14 protein-coding genes are annotated in these 17,870 nt (G+C 67.9%); 4 read left to right on the top strand and 10 right to left on the bottom strand.

Features of this window, described 5'->3' with window-relative positions; translation table 11 throughout:
• Positions 1–28: 28 nt before the first annotated feature.
• Genes KNW02_RS07695 through KNW02_RS07685 form a run of 3 tightly spaced genes read left to right on the top strand, consistent with a single transcriptional unit; the run spans position 29 to position 3,332 of the window.
• On the top strand, positions 29–1,132 hold the full coding sequence (locus KNW02_RS07695) for an SPFH domain-containing protein (RefSeq protein WP_216032685.1): 1,104 nt from the start codon (positions 29–31) through the stop codon (positions 1,130–1,132).
• A gap of 2 nt (positions 1,133–1,134) precedes the next feature.
• Positions 1,135–2,406 carry a TFIIB-type zinc ribbon-containing protein gene (locus tag KNW02_RS07690; RefSeq protein WP_216032684.1) on the top strand — a complete coding sequence of 424 codons (1,272 nt, stop codon included), beginning with the start codon at positions 1,135–1,137 and terminating at the stop codon, positions 2,404–2,406.
• Positions 2,407–2,417: 11 nt separating this feature from the next.
• Positions 2,418–3,332 (top strand): carbohydrate kinase family protein, encoded by a 915-nt coding sequence (locus KNW02_RS07685; protein ID WP_216032683.1) that lies wholly within the window; start codon positions 2,418–2,420, stop codon positions 3,330–3,332.
• Between the two features lie 6 nt (positions 3,333–3,338).
• Here KNW02_RS07685 and KNW02_RS07680 read toward each other — a convergent pair whose 3' ends face one another.
• From KNW02_RS07680 to dusB, 10 genes are all read right to left on the bottom strand, one after another.
• Positions 3,339–3,941: a class I SAM-dependent methyltransferase gene (locus KNW02_RS07680; RefSeq protein ID WP_348524695.1), complete on the bottom strand. Its 603-nt coding sequence runs from the start codon at positions 3,939–3,941 to the stop codon at positions 3,339–3,341.
• A gap of 99 nt (positions 3,942–4,040) precedes the next feature.
• Complete coding sequence (hflX, locus tag KNW02_RS07675; protein ID WP_216032681.1) at positions 4,041–5,372, bottom strand: GTPase HflX; 1,332 nt, start codon at positions 5,370–5,372, stop codon at positions 4,041–4,043.
• Positions 5,373–5,606: an RNA chaperone Hfq gene (gene hfq / locus KNW02_RS07670; protein WP_216032680.1), complete on the bottom strand. Its 234-nt coding sequence runs from the start codon at positions 5,604–5,606 to the stop codon at positions 5,373–5,375.
• Positions 5,607–5,702: 96 nt separating this feature from the next.
• Positions 5,703–7,331, bottom strand: coding sequence for a potassium transporter TrkG (locus KNW02_RS07665; RefSeq protein WP_216032679.1), 1,629 nt, complete (start codon positions 7,329–7,331; stop codon positions 5,703–5,705).
• Positions 7,332–7,341: 10 nt separating this feature from the next.
• Entirely contained in the window at positions 7,342–8,718 is a 1,377-nt protein-coding gene (gene trkA, locus KNW02_RS07660) for a Trk system potassium transporter TrkA (protein ID WP_216032678.1), read from the bottom strand.
• 576 nt (positions 8,719–9,294) lie between these two features.
• Positions 9,295–10,686, bottom strand: a complete 1,392-nt coding sequence (ntrX, locus tag KNW02_RS07655) for a nitrogen assimilation response regulator NtrX (protein ID WP_216032677.1) — start codon at positions 10,684–10,686, stop codon at positions 9,295–9,297.
• Complete coding sequence (locus tag KNW02_RS07650; protein ID WP_216032676.1) at positions 10,683–12,947, bottom strand: sensor histidine kinase NtrY-like; 2,265 nt, start codon at positions 12,945–12,947, stop codon at positions 10,683–10,685. Before KNW02_RS07650 ends, ntrX begins: the two co-directional genes overlap by 4 nt.
• Positions 12,948–13,018: 71 nt before the next feature.
• Positions 13,019–14,464 carry a response regulator gene (locus KNW02_RS07645; protein ID WP_216032675.1) on the bottom strand — a complete coding sequence of 482 codons (1,446 nt, stop codon included), beginning with the start codon at positions 14,462–14,464 and terminating at the stop codon, positions 13,019–13,021.
• A 10-nt stretch (positions 14,465–14,474) separates the two neighbouring features.
• Positions 14,475–15,593 (bottom strand): two-component system sensor histidine kinase NtrB, encoded by a 1,119-nt coding sequence (locus KNW02_RS07640; protein WP_216032674.1) that lies wholly within the window; start codon positions 15,591–15,593, stop codon positions 14,475–14,477.
• The gene (dusB, locus tag KNW02_RS07635) at positions 15,590–16,591 is read right to left on the bottom strand and encodes a tRNA dihydrouridine synthase DusB (protein ID WP_216032673.1); all 1,002 of its coding nucleotides are present in this window, start codon (positions 16,589–16,591) and stop codon (positions 15,590–15,592) included. Before dusB ends, KNW02_RS07640 begins: the two co-directional genes overlap by 4 nt.
• A gap of 228 nt (positions 16,592–16,819) precedes the next feature.
• On the opposite strand from dusB, the gene KNW02_RS07630 reads away from it, so the two are divergent.
• Positions 16,820–17,870 (top strand): L-serine ammonia-lyase (locus tag KNW02_RS07630; protein ID WP_216032672.1); only part of this gene is annotated, 1,051 nt, incomplete at its 3' end.

Raw genomic sequence — 17,870 nt, 5'->3', positions numbered from 1 at the left:
ATCCGCATGATCAGGAAAGGCGCGGCACATGAGCATCTTCGACATTCTCGGCGGCGAGTTCATCGAGATCATCGAATGGACTGATGACAGCCGCGATACCATGGTCTATCGCTTCCCGACCGTCGGCAAGGCGATCAAATACGGCGCCAAGCTGACAGTACGCGAGGGACAGGCCGCCGTCTTCGTGCATGAGGGGCAGCTGGCCGATGTGTTCGGCCCCGGCCTCTATCTGCTGGAAACCAACAACCTGCCGGTCCTGACCCGGCTGCAGCACTGGGATCACGGGTTCCGCAGCCCCTTCAAGTCCGAGATCTATTACGTCAACACGACCCGCTTCAACGATCTGAAATGGGGCACGCGCAACCCGGTGATCTGCCGCGATCCCGAATTCGGCCCGGTCCGCCTGCGCGCCTTCGGCACCTATTCGATGCGGGTGACCGACCCCGCGCGCTTCATGTCCGAGATCGTGGGCACGGATGGCGAGTTCACCAGCGACGAGATCAGCTTTCAGATCCGCAACGTGATCGTGCAGGAATTCTCGCGCATGATCGCGGGGGCGGGCATTCCGGTCCTCGACATGGCCGCCAATACCGATCAGCTGGGCCGCATGGTCGCCAAGGCGATCGAACCGGTGATCGCCGGTTACGGGCTGACCATCCCGGAATTCTATATCGAGAATATCAGCCTGCCCGAATCGGTCGAAAAGGCGTTGGACAAGCGCAGCTCGATGGGGATCATCGGCGATCTGGACCGGTTCGGCCAATATGCCGCGGGCGAGGCGATGCTGAACGCCAGCCAGAATCCGGGTGGCGCCGGCGCCGGCATGGGGGCCGCCATGGGTGCGGCGATGGGCATGGGCATGGCGCGTCCCGGTCCCTGGGGGCCGGCGGCACAGCCCGCAGCGCCGCCCCCGCTGCCCGGCAAGCAGGTCGAGACGGTCTGGCATGTCGCGCTGGACGGTCAGGCGCAGGGCCCCTATGGGCGCGGACATCTGGGACGGCTGGCCGCCGACGGACAGTTCACCCGCGAAACACTGGTCTGGACCCCGGGACAGGATGGCTGGCGGCCGGCCGATGACGTGCCGGAACTGGCCCAGCTGTTTACCATGATGCCGCCGCCCCTGCCCGGCTGACCATGCCGACCCCACCGACCGAATACCGCTATCCTTGCGAGAATTGCGGTGCCAGCCTGCGTTTCCGCCCCGGCCAGCAGATGCTGGTCTGCGACTATTGCGGCCACCGCCAAAGCATCGGTGACGGCGCCGCCCGCGCCCCCGCCCGGCAGGGGCACAGCCAGGGCGAGGCGGCGATCCTGGCCGATCCCGAGACCGGCCGGGCATTGCAATGGGATGCCGGCCACAAATCCCCCGAACTGGTCGAACTGCCGCTGGAAAAGGGGCTGCGGCTGGATGCGGGCTCGGAGGTCGCCGAGGATATCCGCACGCTGTCCTGCCCGAATTGCGGTGCCCGGATCGAGATCGCGGGCGACAGCCATGCCGCCACCTGCCCCTTCTGCGCCACCCCGGTCGTCACCGATACCGGCAGCACGCGGCAGATCAAGCCGCAGGGCGTACTGCCCTTCGTGCTGACCGAAGCCCAGGCCCATGCCGCCATGGAGGACTGGCTGGGCCGGCTGTGGTTCGCGCCCACCGGGCTTCTGGCCTATGCCAGGCGGGGGCGGAAGATGCGCGGTGTCTATTCGCCCTACTGGACCTTCGACGCGCGCACCCGGTCGCAATATTCGGGGCAACGCGGCGACGCCTATTACGAGACGGTCCATGTCACGCGACAGGTGAACGGACAGACGCAGCGGGTGCAGCAACAGGTGCGCCGCATCCGCTGGCGCCGCACCGCGGGCCAGGTCGCGCGCGATTTCAATGACGTTCTGGTGCTGGCTTCAGCCTCGCTGCCGCGGCGTTTCAGCGACGGGTTGACGCCCTGGGACCTGTCGCATCTGCGGCCCTACCGGCCCGAATATCTCTCGGGCTTCGAGGCCGAGGGCTATACGATCCCGCTGACCGAAGGCCATGCAACGGCGCGCGCCGAGATGGCCGGGGTGATCCTGAACGATGCCCGGCGCGATATCGGCGGCGACGAACAAAGGGTGGAACAGATCCGCACCGATTACCGCGACGAAACCTTCAAGCATGTCCTGCTGCCGGTCTGGTCCGCCGCCTATCGCTATGGCGGCAAAAGCTATCGCTTCCTGGTCAACGGCCAGTCGGGCCGGGTCCAGGGCGAACGGCCCTACTCGGCATGGAAAATCGCCGCCGCCGTGATCGCCGCTCTGGTAGCGCTAGCAGTTTTCCTGTATGTCTCCGAAAATCGGGGCTATATCCAGTTCGATGCCAGCCCCGCGGTCGATGACGCGACGCCCGGCGGGGATTACGTCATCCAGGGCTACTAGGAGGGGCAGGCATGATCCTGTGCGCAGGGGAATCGCTGATCGACATGGTGCCGGCAGAGGGCGCGTTCCGCCCGCTTGCGGGCGGTGCCGTCTACAATACCACGGTCGCGCTTGGCCGCTTGGGCGAATCGGTCGCCTATTTCTGGCCGATCAGCCGTGATGTCTTTGGCGAGATGCTGCTGCAGCCACTGGTCGAGGCCGGGGTCGATCTGGACCTCTGCCCGCGCTCGGACCGGCTGACCACGCTGGCACTGGTCAGCCTGAGCGATGGCGAGGCGCGCTATTCCTTTTATGACGAGGGTTCGGCCGGCCGCATGCTGACCCCCGGGGACATCCCCGACCTGCCCGCCGGAATCGAGGCGATCTTCGCCGGCGGCATCAGCCTCGTGCCCGATCCCTGCGGCGCTGCCATCGAGGCGCTGATCGACCGCAACCACGCCCGCCTGCCGGTGATGGTGGATCCCAATATCCGGCCCTTCTTCATCACCGACAGCGACGCCTATCGCGCCCGGCTGGGCCGCATCCTGCCGCAGGCCGATATCGTCAAGCTGTCGGGGGACGATCTCGAATGGCTCTATCCGGGCCTCGATCCCGCCGCCGCCGCCCGCGAGGTGCTGAAAACGGGGCCAGGGATCGTGCTGCAGACCGGCGGCGCGGCTGGGGCCCGCGCCCACTGGTCGGGCGAGACGGTCTCGGCCCCCGCCATCCGCACCGCCGTGGCCGATACCATCGGCGCGGGCGATACCTTCAATGCCGGCGTTCTGGCCAGCCTGCGCCGGCAGGGCGTACTGAGCAAGCAGCGTCTGGCCACGATCAGCGCCGAGGAAATCCGCAACGCGCTGACGCTTGGCGCACAGGCTGCCGCCATCACCGTCTCGCGCGCCGGCGCGAACCCGCCCTGGGCGCATGAGATGCCCGGGGCCTGACCGGATCTATCCGGGTTTCCTCACGATCACATCGACCAGAGCCGCCGGCCCGGAATGGCCCGGCCCTTCCGCCAGAACCGCGTCGTAATCCTCGGCCCGGATCACCTGCCAGCCCGGAAAGGCCGGCAGGATGCGTTCCGGCGTCCACAACTGTTCCTCGATCTTCGGCCCGCCCGAGTCATTGGCCAGTTGCCGGGTACTGAAGCCGTGCAGGAAGACCGTCCCGCCGGGGCGGACCGCCCGACCCAACCCGGCGAGGATGCGGACCCGGAACTCCGGTGCGGCAAACTGGAAGAAACAGCCCAGAGCCGCATCGAACGCCTCTTCGGGCCACGCAAATCCCTTCAGATCCTCCGCCCTCCAATCCAGGGACACCCCCTGCGACGCGGCCAGCGCCAGCGCTTTCCGCTGCCCGGTCGCGGTCGGCTCGACCGCCGTCACCCGATAGCGCTGCCCGGCCAGCCAGACCGCATTGCGGCCCTCACCCTCGGCGATGCTCAGCACCCTTGCGCCCGCGCCCAGATCCGCCATCCGGGCCTGCACGAACTGCGCCGGCGCGCGGCCGTAATGATAGCCCTCGCCGGCAAATCTCTCCTGCCAGTCGCTCACCCTTCCCTCCCTCCGCCAAACGGCAATCATCCTCGCGCTCTTTCCAAATACCTTCGGGGGTCCGGGGGCAGACAGCCCCCGGCCATCGCGGGACGCACATCACGCCTCCGGTCGATCCAGCGCCTCGAAGCCGGCCTTCTGCCGCGCGGTCCAGCGCAGGTGCAGGACCAGACCGGCCTCGCCCGATTCCTCGCGCTCGACCACGCCGGCCTCGTGCAGCCAGGCACGGCGGCGGCCGTCGCCGAAGGGCAGCGTCACAACCGCCGCCTCGCGCGGCTCGTCCAGCGCGCGGGCAAGATGCGCGTCGATGGCGGCAACCAGATCCTCCAACCCCTCGCCGCTCAAGGCGCTGACCGACTGCACGCCGTCGGTCCGGGCGCCGGTGCGGCGCAGCGCGGCGCGGGTTTCGGCCGACAGCGCATCGATCTTGTTCCAGACCTCGATCGAGGCGACATCCTCGTCGACGCCAAGACTGTCCAGGATCGCGGCCACGTCCTCGGCCTGCTCCTCGGTCTCGGGATGGCTGATATCGCGGACATGCAGGATCAGATCGGCCTCCAGCACCTCCTCCAGCGTGGCCCGGAAGGCGGCGACCAGTTCGGTCGGCAGATCGCTGATGAAGCCCACCGTGTCCGACAGGATGATCTTGCGCCCGCCCGCGCCACCGCCCGCGGCGGGCAGACGGATCGCCCGCATGGTCGGATCCAGCGTGGCGAACAGCATGTCCTTGGCCAGCACCTCGGCCCCGGTCAGCCGGTTGAACAGCGTGGATTTGCCGGCATTGGTATAGCCGACCAGCGCCACGATCGGATAGGGCACCTTCGCCCGCGCTGCGCGGTGCAGCGTCCGGGTCTTCACCACCCGCTCAAGCTGGCGGCGCAGCCGCGTCATCTGCTCGTCGATGGCGCGGCGGTCGGCCTCGATCTGGGTCTCGCCGGGGCCGCCGACGAAGCCCAGCCCGCCGCGCTGGCGTTCGAGGTGGGTCCAGGCCCGGACCAGCCGGGTGCGCTGATAGCTGAGCGCGGCCAGTTCCACCTGCAGCACCCCTTCCCGCGTCCGCGCCCGGTCGGCAAAGATCTCGAGGATCAGCCCGGTCCGGTCCAGCAGCTTGACGTCCCAGTCCTTTTCCAGATTGCGCTGCTGCACCGGCGAGACCGGCCCGTCGATCAGCACAAGCTCGGCCTCGGCTTCGGCCAGCCGCGCGCCGATCTCGGCCAGCTTGCCCTTGCCGAACAGGCGGCCCGGATCGGGGCTGCGCAGCCGCGCGACCTCGGCGCCCACAATCTCGATGCCCGGCAGGGCATGGGCCAGCGCCACCGCCTCGGCCAGCGCATGGTCGGGGGCGCGCCGCTGGGTCCGGGCATGGCCCAGATCGGGATGGATCACATAGGCGCGGGTCGGCCTGGCCTCGGTCGAGGTGGGTTCGGCCAATCAGTCCTCGCCTTCATAGAGGCTGATCGGCTGGCCGGGCATGATCGTGCTGATCGCGTGCTTGTAGACCAGCTGCGATTGACCGTCGCGGCGCAGCAGCACGCAGAAATTGTCGAACCAGGTGATCACACCCTGCAGCTTGACGCCGTTGATCAGGAAGATCGTCACCGGCACCTTCGCCTTGCGGACATGGTTGAGAAAGGCGTCCTGCAGGTTCTGCTTGTCGTTGGCCATGATTTTACGTCCGTTTTATGAACTGTCCCGGTTGAATCACATCTAAGGCGTCGTGTCCCGGCTTGCAAGCGAGAGGCGGCGCCCCTGCCGCCCCGCTCAGCGGCGCCAGAATTCGGGCGAGAACAGTGCCAGGATCGCCAGCGTCTCCAGCCGCCCGACGACCATGGCACAGGCCAGCACCAGTTTCGTCAGGACCGGCAGGCCCGACCAGCCCTCCCAGGGCGCCGAGGCGATGCCGGCGCTTGCCTCGAAGGCGGGCGTCAGCGGGATGGCCCCGGCCAGCGGGCCGGTATTGGTCAGGGCGGCGATCGACAGGATCGTCGCCGTCTCAAATTCAAGCTGCTGGATCGAGACCAGCGCCACCGTCACGGCGATGGAACTGGCGAACAGCATGAAGAAGATGAAGGCCAGATAGGCGCCCTCGCGCCGCAGCCGCCGGGCGATACGGCCGCCGCCCGAGACCGAGCTGGGATGGATGATCCGCTCCATCTCGCGCTCGCCATGCCGGGCCAGCGCATAGACGCGCAGCAGCTTGACCCCGCCGGCCGTGGTGGCGACGCCGCCGCCCATCATCGCCAACCCGGCCAGGATCAGCCCCGGCGAGGTCAAGCCCGACCAGGCCCGTGCGCCCTGCCACTCGATCGAGTTCCAGCCGGTCGTGGTCAGGTAGCTGAGGGCATTGAACAGCCCGGCCCAATAGGCGGCCAGCGCGTTGCGCAGATCGGCCAGCCGCGGCCCGACCGCCGTGGCCGCGGCCCCGACCTCGATCGCGCCGAGGAAATGGCGCGCGAACAGCAGCGTGGCGACCATCGCCACCAGCCCCGCCGCCATGCGCAGTTCGGGATCGTCGATCAGCCTTTCGGTCGCCCGCAACTCGCCGCCACCGGGCCAGAAGCGCCGCGACAGGGCCGGAATCAGGAACAGGAACACGACCATTTCGCCCGCAACCCCCGAGGTGCCGTCCGCCGGTCCGATCACCGGCGAGATGCCGCTGGTCGCCAGCGTGCCCATCGCCCGGCACAGCGCCACCAGCGAGTCGTCGCCCAGAAGCAGCAGCGCAAGCCACAGCATCAGGGTCAGCCCGGCATAGACCGGCATCACCGACAGGGCCGCACGCACCAGCCGGTGGGCGGGCTCACCCAGTTCCGTGCCGAAGCCGGGCGAGGAGAGATGCTGCTGCACGCTGCGCGGACTGGCGGATCTGGGCAGGCGCTCGAACTGCTCGTTGCGGCCATAGGGCGAAGACATGATCTCGAAGCCGCCCACGCGCAGCGGCGCAAGGATCGCAATGGCCGCGACCAGCATGAAGAGGCCACCCATCCAGCCGACCAGCGCCCGCCACAGATGCAGCGGCGCCGGCAGCAGATCGGCCGAGTAAAGCGAGGCACCGGTGGTGGTCAGCGAGGACACCATCTCCCACCAGGCGTTGAACAGGCCGGTATCGGGCAGGCTTTCCGCGAAGGGCAGCGCCAGCACCAGGGGCAGCAGGCCAAAGCTTGCCAGCATGTTCAGCAGCGTATCGCGCGAGCGCAGGCCCTGCGGATTGGCCATCGTCGCCAGCCCGATCATGCCCGAGAGGATCAGGACCAGAAGCGAGGAATAGAGGAACTTGCGCGCGATGTCGTCGTGATCGGTGACCGAGGCATAGGCGGCCGGAACCAGCATCGCCAGCGCCGCGATCACCGAGAGCTGGATCAGCAGGGGCAGGCGCAGAAGCAGCGGCACCGGCCCGGCCTCAGAAGAAGTCGATCGAGACCTGCAGGAGGCGCTCGACCTCCGGCACGTCATGGGTCAGCGCGAAGATCAGCACGATATCACCTTCCTCGACCCGGGTGTCGGACGAGGGCTTCAGCACCTTGTCGCCCTTCTGCACCGCGCCGATCAGGACGCCTTCGGGGAACTCGATATCGCGGATCGCGCGGCCCGACATGGGCGAGGTGGACAGAACCTGCGCCTCCATCACCTCGGCCTCGGCATCGCCTACGGAATAGATGTCGCGCACCCGGCCGTGGCGGATATGGCGCAGGATGGTCGAGACGGTAGTGGCGCGCGGATTGATATAGGCGTCGATATCCAGCGCCTCCATCAGCGGCACCAGGGTCGGGTCGTTGATCAGCGCGATGGCCATCTTGGCGCCCGCCTGCTTGGCCCGAACCGAGGTGAGGATGTTGACCTTGTCGTCATCGGTCACCGCCAGCACTGCATCGGTCGTCTGCACGGCAGCCTCGTCCAGCAACTCCGCCGACAGGCCATCGCCGTTCAGCACAATGGTCCGTTCCAGCCGGTCGGCGGCGAATTCGGCGCGTTCGCGGTCGCGCTCGATCAGCTTGGCGCGGATCCGGTCGGGCCGCGTCTCCAGCGTGCGGGCCACCGACAGGCCGACATTGCCCGCCCCGATGATCACCACCCGTTCCTGCTTCTGCGGCGGCTTGCCAAAGATTTCCAGCGTCCTGTTCACATCCTCGATATGCGAAAAGACATAGATCTGGTCGTCCGCGAACAACTGGTCGCCCGGTTCGGGCGCGAACAGCCGCCCGCCGCGCCGCACCCCCGCCACGATCGCCCGCAGGCTGGAGAAGATCTCGTTCAGTTGCCGCAGCGGTGTGTTCAACGCCGGGCAGTCGTCTTCCAGAACGATGCCGAGAAGCTGGATCCGCCCGCCGAGAAACGTCTCGATATCGAAGGTCGAGGGCGCGGACAGGCGCTGCAACGCCGCCTTGGCAACCTCGCGCTCGGGGCTGATGACCACGTCGATGGGCAGATGCTCGGTGCGGTAGAGATCGGAATAGATCGCGTCCAGATAGGCGCTGCTGCGCAGTCGGGCGATCTTGCGCGAGATCTGGAAGACCGAATGGGCCACCTGGCAGGTGACCATGTTCACCTCGTCGGAATGGGTGGCGGCGATGATCAGATCGGCATCGCGCGCGCCCGCCCGGTCCAGCACGTCGGGATGGCTGGCAAAGCCGGTGACGCCCTGCACGTCCAGAACGTCCGTCGCGCGGCGAACCAGTTCGGCATTGTTGTCGATGATGGTGACATCGTTGCGCTCACTGGCCAGATGCCGGGCGATCTGCCAGCCGACCTGCCCCGCTCCGCAGATGATGATCTTCATCCCAAGCCTCCGCACGCTGGCGACGTTCCGCCCCGACCCTTGCTAAGGCGCGCCCCGCCCCGGTGCAACCGTCCTTGCATCGCAGCTGCGGCCGGCAGGACCGGCGCGCAACCATGAATTGAAAAAATTTCGACAAGGCACTTGCAGCGGCAGCTTTGACCGATTAATGGTTAACGATCTGAGACCCTCCAATGCTCGAAATGCGGAGGAAGACGCTGCGACATGCCGATTTCAGAGAACCGGAACAGCCTAATCCCGGTGCATGCCCAGCGGACCGACACGGACGGGTCCCGCCTTCGGGCCGGGCCTTGGGATTTGGCAGTCCGGGCCACGCTTCGGACCTGCCCGACCGACCCAGTTGACAGAACGGAGATGGAGAATGCCGACGATGTACGGTCCCGGTTTCGTCTGCTCCCGCGGCCAAATGTCGTAATGCTTCAAGTTTGTTCCCCCGAACGCCATCGCCAGTCTGACTGGATCGGGCGTGGTCGGCGGTGATAGCCTGGCAGCGCATCGCCGACCACGTTCCCTGCCTGAAGAAACCATGACGATACGGCCCCGCCAGGAACGGCGGGCCTATTTCCCGAGCATCACCTCGTCCTCGCTTCGCACCCCGCCGACCACGCCAAGCGATTTCAGCTTGCGGTGCAGGGCGCTGCGCTCCATGCCGACGAACTGCGCCGTGCGGCTGATATTGCCGCCGAAGCGGTTGATCTGGGCCAGCAGATATTCGCGCTCGAACATTTCGCGCGCCTCGCGCAGCGCCATCGCCGTGATCTGCGGACCAAGGCTGAGCGCATCGCTGTTGTCGGGCGTGGCGCCCTGCGGCTCCAGTTCGGCAGGCTGGATCGGGCCGCTTTCCTCGGCCAGGATCAGCACCCGTTCGATCACATTGCGCAGCTGGCGGATATTGCCGGGCCAGCGCATGGCCTGAAGTGCCGCCACGGTTTCCTCGGGCAGGTTGCGGATGGGCAACCCCTGGTTCTTGTGGAACTGCTCGACGAAATGACGGGCCAGGGGTCCGATATCGTCGCGGCGCTCGGCCAGGGCCGGAACCGCGACCGGAACCACGTTCAGCCGGTCATACAGTTCCTGCCGGAACCGCCCGGACGAAATCTCGGCCGGCAGGTCGCGGTTGGTCGATGAGATCACCCGCAGATCGACCCGCACCCGGTCCGACCCGCCGGCGCGGGTGAACTGCTGTTCGGTCAGCACCCGCAGGATCTTGGGCTGGGTGCCCAGCGGCATGTCGCCCACCTCGTCGAAATAGATCACCCCGCCATGCGCCTGCTCCAGCAGGCCCGCCTCGATCCCCCGCTCGGGGCTCTCGCGCCCGAACAGCACCTCCTCCATGCGCTCGGGCTCGATGCTGGCGCAGGGGACGGTGATGAAAGGCGCCGCGGCGCGCGGGCTGTGCGCGTGGATGAAGCGCGCGGCCAGTTCCTTGCCGGCGCCCGGCTCGCCGGTCAGCATCACCCGGCCGTTCGATTTCGCCACCTTGTCCAGATTGTCGCGCAACCGCTTGAAGGCGGCCGACTGGCCCAGCATCTCGGCCGGCCGGTCGCCATTGCGGCGCAGGCTGCTGTTCTCGCGCCGCAGGCGGCTGGTCTCCATCGCCCGGTTCACCACCACCATCAGCTGGTCGATATTGAAGGGCTTCTCGATGAAGTCATAGGCGCCCTGCCGGATCGCGGCCACCGCGATCTCGATATTGCCATGCCCCGAGATGATGATCACCGGCACCTCGGGGTTGTTGCGCTTGACCTGCTTGAGGATATCGATGCCGTCCATGCGGCTGTCCTTCAGCCAGATGTCCAGCACCATCAGCGCCGGCTCCTGCGCGTTCAGGGCCGCCACCGCCTCGTCGGAATTGGCCGCGACGCGTGTCTCGAAGCCCTCGTCCTTCAGGATGTCCGCGATCAGTTCGCGGATGTCGCGTTCGTCATCTACGATCAGAATGTCGCTCATGTCGTTCCCGCCTCGTCTTTTTCTTCTCTGTTCTTGCGTTGCGCGCCGCGCACGGGGTGACGTTCCCGCGGCAGGCGGATTTCGGCCAATGCGCCCTCGCCGTCCGGCGCATCGGTCAGGATCATGCTGCCGCCATGCTCCTCGACGATCTTCTTCACGATCGGCAGCCCCAGTCCGGTGCCCTGCGATTTCAGCGTCACATAGGGCTCGAACAGGCGTGTACGGTCGGCCGGCAGGCCGGGGCCGTTGTCGGTGATGCGGATGGCGACGGCGTCATGCCCGACCTCCATCACCACCAGGACCCGCGCCACCCAGCCGTCGGGCGGGTGTTCCGCCTTTTCCTCGACCGCCTCGCCGGCATTCTTCAAGAGGTTCGTCAGCGCCTGGCGCAGCATGCCGGCATCGCAATCGACGATGACCGGGCGCTCGGGGATCTCGACCCGCAGCGCCCCCTTCAGCGCGTCCTGTTGCAGCAGCACGACCTCGCGCAAAAGCGCCGCCAGATCGGTCTCGGCCCGGTCCGGCTCGGGCATGCGGGCAAAGCGGCTGAACTCGTCGACGATGCGGCGCAGATCGCCGGTCTGGCGAATGATCACATCGACATACTGATCCAGCGAGGCCCGGTCTTCCGGCGCGGCCAGCGGGGCGAACTTGCGCCGCAGCCGCTCGGCCGACAGCTGGATCGGGGTCAGCGGGTTCTTGATCTCATGGGCCACGCGGCGGGCGACATCGCCCCAGGCGGCCATGCGCTGCGCGCTGACCAGTTCGGTCACGTCGTCGAAAGCCACCACATAGCCCTCGAGATCGCCATCCGTGCCGCGCCGCACCGCCATGCGCACCAGCAGGCTTTCGATCCGGCCGTCGCGCGACAGCCGCACCTCGTCCTGAACCGCCGCCGAGACCGAGGCGGACAGCCGCTCGAACAGCGGCGCGAATTCCGGCACCGCCTCGGACAGCAGCGTGTCGATGGAAAGCCGCGCATCCAGCCCCAGAAGCCGCGAGGCCGAGCGGTTGACGAAATCGATCTCGCCCGCCGCATCCAGCCCGATCACCCCCGAGGTCACCGAGGACAGCACATTGTCGAACAATCGCCGCTGCTCGTCGCTGGCACGATAGCTTTCGACCAGTTCCTCGCGCTGCATCTTCAACTGCCGGGTCATGCGGTTGAAGCTTTCGCCCAGCGTCTGGATCTCGTCGCCGGTATCGGGTTCGGGCACCTGCACGTCCAGATCGCCGCGACCGACCTGTTCGCTGGCCTGCGCAAGCTGGCCGATCGGCCGCGAGAGGCGCGAGGCGAACCACAGCCCAAGCCAGATCGCCGCCGCCACCAGCAGCAACGCAAAGCCCAGATAGACCAGCGAGAATTCGAACAGCACCTGCCCCCGGGTCGCCTCAAGCTGCCGGTAATCGCCGACCGTGGCCCGGGTGTCGTCCAGAAGCCCCAGCAGATCGCCATCGACATCGCGCGTGACATAAAGGTAACGGTCGGCCAGCGGCGGCAGCGCCACCAGCGCGCGGAATTCGTTGTTCTGCCAATCCTCGATCAGCGTCAGCCCCTCGGCCTGCGCCTGATCCAGTTGCTCGCTGCCGGGCGCCTCGTACCAGAACAGATAGCTGCGCTCGCCCCGGGCCCGGATCTCGCCGGCACCGTTGATGACATAGGCCTCGCGCAGCCCGCGCTGGATCAGCGCCTGCCCCTGCACGAGAAGCTGGCGCATCTCGCCATCGTCGATCATCGGGTTCGCCCGCCCGGCCTGCGTCAGCACCCCGGCCAGGGCGCGCGCATCCTCGCTGAGATCGCCGCGATGCTCTTCCTGATAGGCTTCGGCGGCGGCCTGCGAGGTGGTGACCACCTCCTGCACCCGCTCCGAGAACCAGCCTTCCAGCCCGATATTCACCAGCAGCCCGGCGAACAGCGCCACCAGCACCGTCGGCACCAGCGCAAGCCCGGCAAAGACCATCACCAGCCGCGCATGCAAGCGCGAACCGGCCGCCGAACGGCGGCGCGCGGTGATCAGCCGCGCCATGCGCAGGATCACCAGCCCGATGAGGCAGATCAGATAAAGAAGGTCCAGCAGCAGGACCAGCCGCAACACGCGGCTTTGTCCGCCATGGCTCAGCGGTCCCAGCACCGTCATCGTCGCGACCGCCAGCGCCGCACCGACCAGCAGCACGCCCCAGAGAAGGATCCCGCGCCACTGCCGCGGCAACCGGATGCGTGCCAGCCTGTCCCAACTCAGCCCTGATACGGACTCGACCATAACCCCCACTCGCCGTCTGACGCGGCTTGCTGTTGCAGCGCCGTGACTCTGGCGCTGCCCCTGTGGCGGTTTTACATCAGTTTGCGGCGCCTTGTCACCTCGATATTCAGCTCGGTCAGCTTCTTGCGCAGAGTATTGCGATTTATCCCCAGAAGATCGGCGCAACGCAGCTGATTTCCGCCGGTCGCGTCCAGCGACACCTGCAGCAGCGGCCGTTCAACCTCGTGCAGGATCCGCTCATAGAGGCCCGGTGGCGGCAATCCCTCGCCATGCAGGTCGAAATAGCGCTGAAGATGCGCCTCGACCGACTCGGACAGGCTGGCCCCGATCCCCGGGCGGGCCGACGCCGCCGGACCTGCGGTTTCGCCTGGCGCAGTACTTCCGGGGATCATCGCCGGTGCCCGCGAAACGCCCTGCTGGCTCAGCACCTCGCGCAACTCGGCGCCGGTAATGACCGGTCCGCCCGCGGTCAGGGCCAGCCGCCGCATCATGTTCTCAAGCTCGCGCACATTGCCGGGGAACGGATGCGCGCGCAGCAGGGCGGCGGCATCGTCGGCCAGGTCGCGCTCGGGCAGGCCCTGGCTGGCCGCGCGGGCCAGAAGATGCCGGGCCAGGGGCAGGATGTCGTCGATGCGGGCGCGCAGCGGCGGCACCGCCACCATCACGCCGGCCAGCCGGTAGTAGAGATCCGAGCGCAGCCGGCCCGCCGCGACATCGGCCTGCGGATCGGGGCCGGCGGTGGCGACGATCCGCGGGGCGCTGGCGCGGTTGGGACCGGATTCCAGCGCCTCGATCAGCCCGATCAGCCGGGCCTGGGCAGCGGCATCGAACCCGGCCGGGTTCTCGATGACGATGGTGCCGCCACGCGCCTTTTCGGCCGCCGCGCTGATCGCCTGCTCGCTTGCATCGGCCGAGGTCAGAACCGCCAGACCCAGATCGCGCCGGTCCGACAATTCGTGAAAGCTGCGCGCGATGGTGCTTTTGCCCACGCCCGGCTCACCCGCGATCAGCACCGGCAGATCGGCGTTCAGCACCCGCGCCACCATGCGAAACAGCGCCTGCATGGCCGGCGCATGGCCGATCAGCGGCATCGCCGGATCGGCGCTGTCGCGCGGCGCGGCCACGGCATCGGGGGCCGGGTCCGATTTGCGCGGCCGCCGCGACAGGGCCCGGCCGGCCTTGTTCATCAGATCGGGCAGATCGAACGGCTTGGGCAGATATTCGAAGGCCTCGGCCTCGGTCGCGCGGATCGCGGTCACGATGGTGTTCTGGGCCGAAATCACGATCACCGGCAGGTCGGGCCGCGCCTCGCGGATCGCGGGGATCCGGTCGATGCCGTTGCCGTCGGGCATCATCACGTCGGTGATGACCAGATCTCCGCGCCCCTCCTCGACCCATTTCGACAGCTGCGCAAGGCTTCCGGTCGCATGGACCCGGCACCCCGCGCGGGTCAGCGCCTGCGTCAGCACCGTGCGGATGGTGCGGTCGTCATCGGCGATCAGAACGGTTCCGTCCATGGTGGGTTCCTTATGCCTTTGGCAGGGAGATACGGAAAACGGTGCGGCCGGGGCGGCTTTCGACCCGGATCAGCGCGCCGTGATCGGTGATGATCTTGCTGACCAGCGCCAGCCCCAACCCGGTGCCGTTCTCGCGGCCCGAGATGAAGGGCTCGAAGACCTGTTCGGCGATGGCGGGCGGCAGGCCCGGCCCGTCATCCTCGATCTCGATCTGCAGAGGCAGCGGACGACCCTTCGCATGCAGCTCATCGGGTGGCAGCCGCAATGCGTGATCGTAATGGCTGCGCAGCCGGATGGTGCCGCCGCCCTGCCCCGACAGCGCCTCGGCGGCGTTCTTCACCAGATTGAGGCAGACCTGCGTCAGCTGGTCGGCATCGGCCAGTGCCGAGGGCAGCGAGGGATCGTATTCGGTCTGGATGACCAGGCCGCGGGCAAAGCCCAACTCGGCCGAGCGACGGACCTTTTCCAGCACGTCATGGACATTCAGCGGCGCCAGCCGCGGCGCCGAGGTGTCGCCGAAACGCTCGACCTGATCCAGCAGCGCGACAATCCGGCGCGTCTCGCTGACGATCATCTCGGCCAGTTCCCGGTCCTCGGGCGCGGCATTCATTCCCATCATCTGCGCGGCACCGCGAATGCCCGCCAGCGGGTTCTTGATCTCATGGGCCAGCATCTCGGCCATGCCGATGGCGCTGCGGGCGGCGGTGCGCAGGGCGCGGCTCTGATGGATCACGCCGGCCTCGTCCTCGGGCACGATCAGGACCGAGACCGCGCCGCCGATCCCCTGCGCCGAGCCGGCATGAACGGCGGCACGGCGCGGCTGATGGCCTCCCGCACGGTCGGCGATCTCGAACTGGACACCGGGCTGATAAAGCGCCTCGTCCCCGGCCGCGACCCGCTCGCACAGCGGCAGAAGCGAGGGGCGCACGCGCAGCTTGCCCGACAGCCGGTTCCCCTCCAGCCGCTTGCCCAGGGTCGAGTTGCGCGAGACGTTCAGCCAGATCTCGGCCGCATCGTTCATCGCCGCAACCCGGTTCTTGCCGTCGAGGATCAGCGCCGGCAGCGGCAGCTGCATCCAGCCCGGTCCCGGGCTTACCTCGGTGAAATCGGCGGGGCGTTCGCAGGTCATACGGCCACCGCGTCCGCATCGGCAAAGGCGCGGCGGATCAGCGCGATGGTCGCGGCCGGGCTGTCGGCGCGCAGCATCTCGGCCCGCAGAGGGGCGCCATTCGCCTCGGCATACCAGCCCAGATGCTTGCGGGCGACGCGCAGGCCCAGTTCACGGCCATAAAATCCCAGCATGTCCTCGTAATGCGCCTCGACCGCATCGGCCAGCGCGGCGCCGCGTGGAATGGCGGGCGCGGGCGTGCCCCACAGCGCATGGGCGATCCCGGCCAGCCGCCAGGGCGCCCCCTGCGCGCCGCGCCCGACCATCACCGCCTCGGCCCCCGACGCCGCCATCGCCGCGCGCGCCGATGCCGCATCGGTCACGTCGCCATTGGCGACCAGGGGCGGACGGCCGGGCAGGTTTGCCACCTCGGCGATCCGCGCCCAGTCGGCCCGGCCCTTGTAGAACTGCGCCCGAGTCCGGCCATGGACGGTCAGCATCCGCACCCCGGCCGCCGAGGCCCGGCGCGCCAGTTCGGTCGCGTTCAGGCAGGTCTCGTCCCAGCCCAGCCGCATCTTCAGCGTGACCGGCACCGCAACCGCGCCGATGACCGCCTCGATCAGCGACAGCGCATGATCCAGGTCGCGCATCAGCGCGGCGCCCGACAGCCCGCCCGTCACCTTCTTGGCCGGGCAGCCCATGTTGATGTCGATGATCGTGGCCCCCATGCCCTCGACGATGCGCGCGGTCTCGGCCATCGCGCCCGCCTCGCGGCCGGCGATCTGGACGCTGACCGGCAGCGCGCCTTCGGTCAGCGCCTTGGCCCGGACGGCGGCGCGGGTCGAGGGGCGCGGCGTCACCATCTCGGTCGAGGCGACCATCTCGCTGACCATCAGCCCGGCGCCGTATCGCGCCACCGCGCGCCGGAACGGCAGGTCGGTGATCCCGGCCATCGGCGCCAGAAAGACCGGCGCGCCAAGCCGCGTATCGCCTAGGATGATCGGGTCGGGCATTTGCATATTATGTTCCTCGGCCTTGGTCGCCGTCATCGCAAGAAGCCGGTCACGACCCCGCAGTCCAGCCTTCCCGCACATCGCCGCGATTGCACATTTTTAAAGCACTGTGCAAATAATTAGGGCAGATTCCATTCGCCACAATGTCGCAACACGCCCCCGCAGGGGTCGCATCCGGGCTGGCCGCGCCGCATCGCGGCTGCTTAGATGCAAACGAACCATCAAGGGGGCGGCATGTTCCTGTCGGTCTTCGATCTCTTCAAGTTGGGCGTCGGCCCCTCATCCTCGCATACCATGGGCCCCATGGTCGCGGGTGCCCGTTTTCTGGCCGCGCTGCGCCTCCAGCCGTTCCGTGCGCATGGCCTGAGGGCCAGCCTTCACGGCAGCCTCGCCTTCACCGGCAAGGGCCATGCCACCGACCGGGCCACGATCCTCGGGTTGGCCGGATTCGTGCCGGAAACGCTGGATGCCGCGGGGGCCGAGGCGGCACTGGCGGCCAATCGGGACAGCCGCATCCTGACACCCGAGGGGCTGGGCGAGCTGCAATTCGACCCCGGGGCGGATCTGCGCTTCGATTTCGACAACGCCCTGCCCGGCCATGCCAACGGCATGACCCTGTCGGCCACGGACGCGCAGGGCGACGTGATCTTTCATCAGGTCTATTACTCGGTCGGCGGCGGCTTCGTGCTGACCGAAGAGGAACTGGCGCGCCAGGGCGACGAGGCCCGCAGCGACGCCACCTCGAAGGCGCCCTACCCCTTCGCCAGCGCCGCCGAGATGCTGGCCATGGCCGAAGGATCGGGCAAGACCATCGCGCAGATGAAACGCGCCAACGAACTGGCCTTCCGCAACGAGGCAGAGTTGCGCGATGGCCTTGCCCGTATCTGGCAGGTCATGCGCGACTGCATGGAACGCGGGCTGGCGACCGGTGGCAACCTGCCCGGCGGGCTGAACATCCGCCGCCGCGCCCATGCTATCCACGAAAAGCTGATGGCCGAACGCGGCATGAACCTGACCGCGCCGCACGTCATCAATGACTGGATGTCGGTCTATGCCATGGCGGTGAACGAGGAAAACGCCGCCGGCGGCCAGGTCGTCACCGCACCGACCAATGGCGCCGCCGGCGTTGTGCCCGCCGTGATCCGCTACTGGCTGGACCATGTGCCGGGCGCGAGCGAGCGCGATCTGCCCGATTTCCTGCTGACCGCGGCGGCGATCGGCGGGCTGATCAAGCACAATGCCTCGATCTCGGGGGCCGAATGCGGCTGCCAGGCCGAGGTCGGCA

The sequence above is a fragment of the Paracoccus marinaquae genome, from assembly GCF_018860165.1.
Classification (GTDB): domain Bacteria; phylum Pseudomonadota; class Alphaproteobacteria; order Rhodobacterales; family Rhodobacteraceae; genus Paracoccus; species Paracoccus marinaquae.
Note: the sequence above shows the minus strand (reverse complement) of the source record. Positions and strands in the feature narration are given on the sequence as shown.